Origin of the sequence: Planktotalea frisia (genome assembly GCF_001890925.1) — a bacterium.
Classification (GTDB): domain Bacteria; phylum Pseudomonadota; class Alphaproteobacteria; order Rhodobacterales; family Rhodobacteraceae; genus Planktotalea; species Planktotalea frisia.
Genome location: NZ_MLCB01000060.1, coordinates 1 through 5,416 on the forward strand (window position 1 = coordinate 1; position 5,416 = coordinate 5,416).

At 52.6% G+C, this 5,416-nt stretch carries 7 protein-coding genes; 4 read left to right on the top strand and 3 right to left on the bottom strand.

From position 1 onward, the window contains the following. Positions 1 to 39: 39 nt before the first annotated feature. On the bottom strand, positions 40 to 453 hold the full coding sequence (locus PFRI_RS03490) for a magnesium and cobalt transport protein CorA (protein WP_072629358.1): 414 nt from the start codon (positions 451 to 453) through the stop codon (positions 40 to 42). Between the two features lie 115 nt (positions 454 to 568). After that, positions 569 to 1,876, bottom strand: coding sequence for an adenylosuccinate lyase (gene purB, locus PFRI_RS03495; RefSeq protein WP_072629359.1), 1,308 nt, complete (start codon positions 1,874 to 1,876; stop codon positions 569 to 571). Positions 1,877 to 1,960: 84 nt separating this feature from the next. Between purB and PFRI_RS03500 the strand changes: the two genes are divergently transcribed. The 3 genes from PFRI_RS03500 (at position 1,961) to PFRI_RS03510 (ending at position 3,421) form a co-directional block, all read left to right on the top strand. Further along, entirely contained in the window at positions 1,961 to 2,308 is a 348-nt protein-coding gene (locus tag PFRI_RS03500) for a hypothetical protein (RefSeq protein WP_245812241.1), read from the top strand. Beyond that, entirely contained in the window at positions 2,305 to 2,718 is a 414-nt protein-coding gene (locus PFRI_RS03505) for a DUF6314 family protein (protein WP_245812242.1), read from the top strand. The genes PFRI_RS03500 and PFRI_RS03505 overlap by 4 nt, the downstream gene beginning before the upstream one ends. 166 nt (positions 2,719 to 2,884) lie before the next feature. Beyond that, positions 2,885 to 3,421, top strand: a complete 537-nt coding sequence (locus PFRI_RS03510) for a biotin transporter BioY (RefSeq protein WP_425439439.1) — start codon at positions 2,885 to 2,887, stop codon at positions 3,419 to 3,421. Between the two features lie 61 nt (positions 3,422 to 3,482). Here PFRI_RS03510 and PFRI_RS03515 read toward each other — a convergent pair whose 3' ends face one another. Further along, positions 3,483 to 4,688: a bifunctional alpha/beta hydrolase/OsmC family protein gene (locus PFRI_RS03515; protein ID WP_072629362.1), complete on the bottom strand. Its 1,206-nt coding sequence runs from the start codon at positions 4,686 to 4,688 to the stop codon at positions 3,483 to 3,485. Between the two features lie 161 nt (positions 4,689 to 4,849). Here PFRI_RS03515 and PFRI_RS03520 point away from each other — a divergent pair, with 161 nt between their 5' ends. Beyond that, positions 4,850 to 5,395 (top strand): autoinducer binding domain-containing protein, encoded by a 546-nt coding sequence (locus PFRI_RS03520; RefSeq protein ID WP_139292082.1) that lies wholly within the window; start codon positions 4,850 to 4,852, stop codon positions 5,393 to 5,395. Positions 5,396 to 5,416 lie beyond the last annotated feature (21 nt).

Consider the following 5,416-nt stretch of genomic DNA (forward strand, 5'->3'; position numbering starts at 1 on the left):
CGGATCATGCGGTTAGCTGAATCGTTCTACGGTCAGACGTCAACCCGTCAAAAGTCGGGTGCTCGAGGACTCTGTGTATAGCTTTTCCCAAGGATCGCCAATAGCACGCACTCCAGTACGTTTGCGAATCCGAGCGGCTGCACCTGGACTGATCTTGCCATCTAGTTCGCTGAGCGCGCCCGCAACGCCTTTGGGAAAAGTGAGACCCGTTTCCTCGAGTTCAGTCGCAAATTCCTCGATAACGCTGATCAAAGTTGCGCGATCTATGCGCCGCAGACTGCCCATTTGTTGCGTGAGTTCAGCCTGCAAAGCCTCTGGCAAAGTATCGATTGGGACATTCGCGCCCTCATTCAATAAAAAGCGCACGACGATGGCGGCTTTTTCAGCGGAATTTACTTTGCGCGCCGGGAGCCTCGCTTGCGCACTCGCCGGCATCATTTGACCTAACTGCATTTACAATCGCCTTATCGTTGCGGATTGCCTGTGTGTTTGACGCCAAATTGTAAACATTGGCTGAAGATCTAAGACTTTTCTCCAGCCAACGCGATTTTTATGTGTTCACAGTCGTTTAGCTCTCGCCAAATACCCGACGGAAGATCGTATCAACGTGCTTTGTGTGATACTCAAGATCGAAATTCGCCTCGATTTGATCGACTCCAAGTGCTGCAACGACCTCTTCATCCGCGAGCAATTCTTCTTTGAAATCGCAGCCCGTTTCCCAAACTTTGAGCGCGTTGCGCTGCACAAGGCGGTACGCATCTTCGCGGCTGGTTCCTGCTTGCGTAAGGGCCAAAAGGACCCGCTGGCTCATCACCAAACCCGGAAATTTGTTCATGTTTGCCAGCATGTTCTCGGGATATACCAACAATTTTTCTATCACAGAAGTCAAACGCGCGAGGGCGAAATCGAGTGTAATCGTCGTGTCAGGACCAATATTGCGCTCAACGGAGCTGTGCGAAATATCACGCTCATGCCAAAGGGCTACGTTTTCCATCGCCGGAACCACAGCCATACGAATAAGGCGTGCAAGACCAGTCAGGTTTTCGGTCAAAACGGGGTTCTTTTTATGTGGCATAGCCGACGAACCCTTTTGTCCCATCGAGAAAAACTCAGCGGCTTCAAGAACTTCTGTACGTTGCATGTGGCGAATTTCAGTCGAGATATTCTCGATGGAAGATCCAACAACGCCAAGTGCGGCAAAGAAGGCGGCATGACGATCACGCGGGATCACTTGTGTCGAGATCGGCTCGGGCGACAGACCAAGTTTCGCGCAAACATGCTCTTCCACGGCAGGGTCGATATTGGCAAACGTTCCAACCGCGCCGGAAATTGCGCCAGTCGCGATCTCGTCACGGGCAACTTTCAGACGCGCAAGATTGCGATCCATCTCTGCGTAAAAGCGTGCAAACGTCAGGCCCATTGTTGTCGGCTCTGCATGAATACCGTGACTGCGGCCAATGCGGATCGTGTTTTTATGCTCCATCGCACGACGCTTTAGCGCTGCAAGCAACCCCTTTGTGTCCTCAATCAAAATGTCAGCCGCGCGCACCAGCTGGACGTTGAAACACGTATCCAAGACATCAGAACTGGTCATACCCTGATGCACGAATCGCGCTTCTTCGCTGCCAACATGTTCCGCGAGATGCGTTAAGAAGGCGATAACGTCATGCTTTGTGACGGCCTCGATCTCATCAATGCGTGCCACATCGAATTCCACATCCTTGGCTTTCCAGACCGCTTCGGCATTCTCACGCGGGATCACACCAATATCGGCCATGGCATCGCATGCATGGGCTTCGATCTCATACCAAATGCGAAATTTGCTTTCAGGCGACCAAATAGCGACCATTTCGGGGCGGGAATAACGTGGGATCATGCGCGATTGTCCTTTTCATGACTTTCAGCTTGCGTTGCGCCCTCTTAGTATGCGCGCGATTGTGGTTCAAGCGAGGAGGGTAAGGTGAGACGCTTTGGCCTATATATTGGGTTTCTGTGGTCTTTGAGTTCTTTCGCTGTGGCGCAAGGGGCTGACGATTGGCGCACGTTAAGCGGACCTGAAATTACAGACACGCTTATCGGTGTGACGCTGGATTATGAGAGCGCTTGGCAGGATTTTCGCGAAAGTGGCAAGACGCTCTATAATGCGGGCGGGAATAGCTGGGGCAACTGGCGCGTTGAGGGGGATCAATATTGTAGCCAGTGGCCGCCGCGCGACTTGTGGGATTGCTACGATGTCGCGATTTCAGGCGCGAAAGTGCGGTTCACTGGTGCTTTTGAAGACGTAAGCATTGGGACCCTTCGCAAATGAGTATGACGCCACTAGATTTTCTGGGGCGCTGGACGATCAAGCGGCGGATTGAAGATGCGCTGTCCGGACAAGACGCATCATTTTTCGGAGTTGCTGAGATTTCAGAGCAGGGCGATCAGTGGCGTTATTCGGAAACGGGGCAACTTCAGATAGTCGGTGCAAAGCCGATGACCGCTGAGCGACGCTATATTTGGCGCACAGATGCCGCTGGCGTCGATGTGTTCTTTGAGGATGGACGTTTCTTCCATCGTATTGCCCTCGCAAGTGCAGCAAATGCGGCCCATTGGTGCGATCCGGATCAGTATGATGTGGTCTATGATTTTGCAGATTGGCCTGTCTGGCAGAGCGTTTGGATTGTTACCGGACCTCGAAAAAATTACACAATGCAAAGCGTTTACCAGCCTGCGTGAAGTCAACGCATTAGGATTAACCAAAGTTACCAAAGAATTTACGCTTGCACTTTTGAAATTGCCAAGCCCATATGCTGCAACGCAATATAACAGGAGAGAAACTATGAACCTGTCGCTTACTCACAAAACACTTAGCGATGTGATCGCGCCGCAAGATGGCGCGCTTATGCTTGCTAAAAAGGCCGCTTTGGTTGTCGCCGGTATCCTCTTTCTGGCCATCGCCGCGAAGATCAAAGTACCGATGTTTCCAGTTCCCATGACGCTTGGAACCTTTGCGGTTCTCACGATGGGCGCTGCTTATGGCGCGCGTTTGGGCCTTGTGACGATCCTTGGCTACATGATCATTGGCGCGCTTGGTTTCGATGTTTTTGCAGGCTCTTCCGCCGAAAAATTCGGTCTCGAGTATATGAAGGGCAGCACAGGCGGCTATCTGGTGGGCTACGTTTTGGCAGTGCTCGCACTTGGCACGCTTGCGCGCGCAGGTTGGGATCGCTCGGCTCCGAAAATGGCGGGCGCAATGCTGCTCGGCAACGCATTGATCTATGTGCCAGGCTTGATCTGGCTCGGCATGCTCTATGGTTGGGACAAGCCAATCTTGCAGTGGGGTCTCACACCGTTCTTGCTAGGCGATTTCTTGAAACTAGCACTCGCAGCGATCATCTTGCCGCTGGCATGGAAATTGGTTGGCCGCGCACGCGACTAAATCAAACACATCGCGAATAGAATTGAGGCGTAGCAAACCCTGCTGCGCCTCTTTTTTTGATTTAGACCAATTCAGTCAACACCTCAGAACTACGCTCCAAGGTTTTGTGAACAGGGCATTTATCTGCAATCTCGAGCAGGCGCGCGCGCTGAGTGTCATCCAGCTTTCCTTTTAACGTAATCACCCGCTTGAAGGCATCCACCTTTTCAAGTGTGCCGCTATCTTGCGCGTGCATCTTGTCGTGGCTTACATCCACAGAGATGTCTTTCAGCGGCCAGCCTTTGCGACGGGCGTACATGCGAATGGTCATAGATGTGCACGCGCCAAGCGCCGCCGCGAGGAACCCATAAGGCGACATGCCACGATTGGTGCCGCCGTAGGCAAGGGGCTCATCGGCCAATGTGTGATGGTTCGAACCACCATAAACGTCTTGCAAAAAACCACGCGGATCCGCTTCGCGCACACGCACAACGCCTTCTGGTGTGCCGATTGGTGGGGCAGGACGCGCGAGTTTGAGATATCGTGTGCTCCACGACGCAATCACGTCCGCCGCGTAACAGGCATCGTCGGGATTGGTGATCAGATGATCCGCGTCATCAAGCGTCACAAAGCTTTTTGGGTGATGCGCGGCGACAAAGATATTCGTGGCATTTTCAACGCCAACAATCGCATCAAGCGGGGCGTGCATGACCAAAAGCGCAGCTCTCGATTTCGCAATCGCGTCTTTTAAATTTGCGGCACTTACGTCTTCGACAAAGTCCTGCCCGATCGTCACAGGGCGTCCACCAAGGTTAACGTCCGCTTTCCCGTTCGCAGCGATTTCATCCAATGCGCCGCCAAAGTTATGTGTGACATGCTCTGGATCGAAAGGCGCACCAAGTGTCACGACGGCTTTGATGTCTTCTAGTTCAGGCGCGAGTTTCAATACTGCAGCACCGCCAAGGGAATGACCGATCAGCAAGCTTGGCGCCATGCCGCGCTCAGCAAGCATCGCAGCGGCGGCTTTCAAATCATCGACGTTGGAGGAAAACGTCGTGTTTGCGAATTCGCCCTGAGAATGGCCCAAGCCTGTGAAATCAAAACGTAAAACTGCAATCCCTTGATCTGCAAGGCGCTGCGCAATCCGGCGCGCGGCGGGGATATCTTTGGAACAGGTAAAGCAATGCGCGAATAGAGCAGTCGCCAAATGTGGGCCATCAGGCATATCAAGCCGTGCGGCGAGGTCGTGACCGGAATGGCCGGGAAAGGTCAGGCGTTCAGTGGGCATGGGGCAGACTCCTAGTGCTGGCTCCTAGGGTGGGGGTTTTCTTCCGGTAAGGAAAGGTGTGTTACAGCGGGGTCGCGCGGAGGTGATGAAAATCTCAAACTGTTTGCGCCTGTTGAGATTTGTATTATCGCTTGCGCGTTCTTGCGAAAGTTGAAAATCAAATGAACTTGACCAAATATGCGCTCGTGGATGCGTTCGATGCCCTAAGCGCGTGTGAGGACAGTGAAAGTACGTGGCTCTGTGCACTCAAAATTGCAAACGAACTTGGCGTTGATGCGATTAATACGGGTGCTCTGGACATCGAAAGTGCGACAATGCTTTGGGCGCGTAGTTCGATGAGCCAAACATGGTTAGAAGAATATATGCGGCGTGAATATTTCAAAGTTGATCCGTTGATAGAGCTGTTCACATCCAAGCAAAGCAGACGCACGATCTATTGCGATCGAGACTCCATCGCCAATGACACGCATGGCGGCAATTTAGAACTTAGCACTGCGCTGAACAAAGCGGGATATTCGCTGCTGCACGGTAGCAAATTTATGGTCCCGCAAAAACCGACAGGTCGGATTGTAACCCTTTGTTTTCATACCTTTGAGAGAGAGGCCTTCGACAAAGCGCTTAGCATGTGGACCACGGTGTCGGCACTGATTGCTGGCTTTTCGATGGACCCGAGTGAAGTGGTCCGGCAAAACTGGACAGCGTGCTAAGATGTATCCAACCTTGAAGAC

What these genes read in the sequence shown, in the direction of transcription:
- PFRI_RS03510 (WP_425439439.1), top strand. Translation starts at nt 2,885, where the DNA reads ATGCTTGCTAAAAAGGCCGCTTTGGTTGTCGCCGGTATCCTCTTTCTG.
- PFRI_RS03490 (WP_072629358.1), bottom strand. Translation starts at nt 453, where the DNA reads ATGCAGTTAGGTCAAATGATGCCGGCGAGTGCGCAAGCGAGGCTCCCG.
- PFRI_RS03515 (WP_072629362.1), bottom strand. Translation starts at nt 4,688, where the DNA reads ATGCCCACTGAACGCCTGACCTTTCCCGGCCATTCCGGTCACGACCTC.
- PFRI_RS03520 (WP_139292082.1), top strand. Translation starts at nt 4,850, where the DNA reads ATGAACTTGACCAAATATGCGCTCGTGGATGCGTTCGATGCCCTAAGC.
- purB (WP_072629359.1), bottom strand. Translation starts at nt 1,876, where the DNA reads ATGATCCCACGTTATTCCCGCCCCGAAATGGTCGCTATTTGGTCGCCT.
- PFRI_RS03505 (WP_245812242.1), top strand. Translation starts at nt 2,305, where the DNA reads ATGAGTATGACGCCACTAGATTTTCTGGGGCGCTGGACGATCAAGCGG.